The sequence below is a fragment of the Melaminivora alkalimesophila genome (assembly GCF_000282995.1).
GTDB lineage: Bacteria > Pseudomonadota > Gammaproteobacteria > Burkholderiales > Burkholderiaceae_C > Melaminivora > Melaminivora alkalimesophila.
On the sequence record NZ_ALEE01000260.1, the window covers coordinates 1 to 251 of the forward strand.

General features: G+C 78.1%; 1 pseudogene. It reads left to right on the forward strand.

The annotated features are described in order from the left end of the window. A pseudogene (locus tag A612_RS04730) lies at positions 1 to 251 on the forward strand (allophanate hydrolase); the annotation flags it as partial.

Genomic DNA, 251 nt, shown 5'->3' on the forward strand with positions numbered 1-251 from the left:
CCTGCCGCGCCCTCGGACGCGCTCGGGCGGGAGGCGCCCGGCGGCCCCGCAATCGAGGTGCTGCAGCCCGGCTTGCAGACACTGGTGCAGGACGGCGGCCGGCGCGGGCAGGCGGGCCTGGGGATTTCCGCCAGCGGTGCGCTGGACCGGGGCGCCCTGCGCGCCGCCAACCGCCTGGCGGGCAACCCGGTGGACACGCCGGTGCTGGAGAACCTGCTGGGGGGATTGCGGCTGCGCAGCCATGGCCGCAC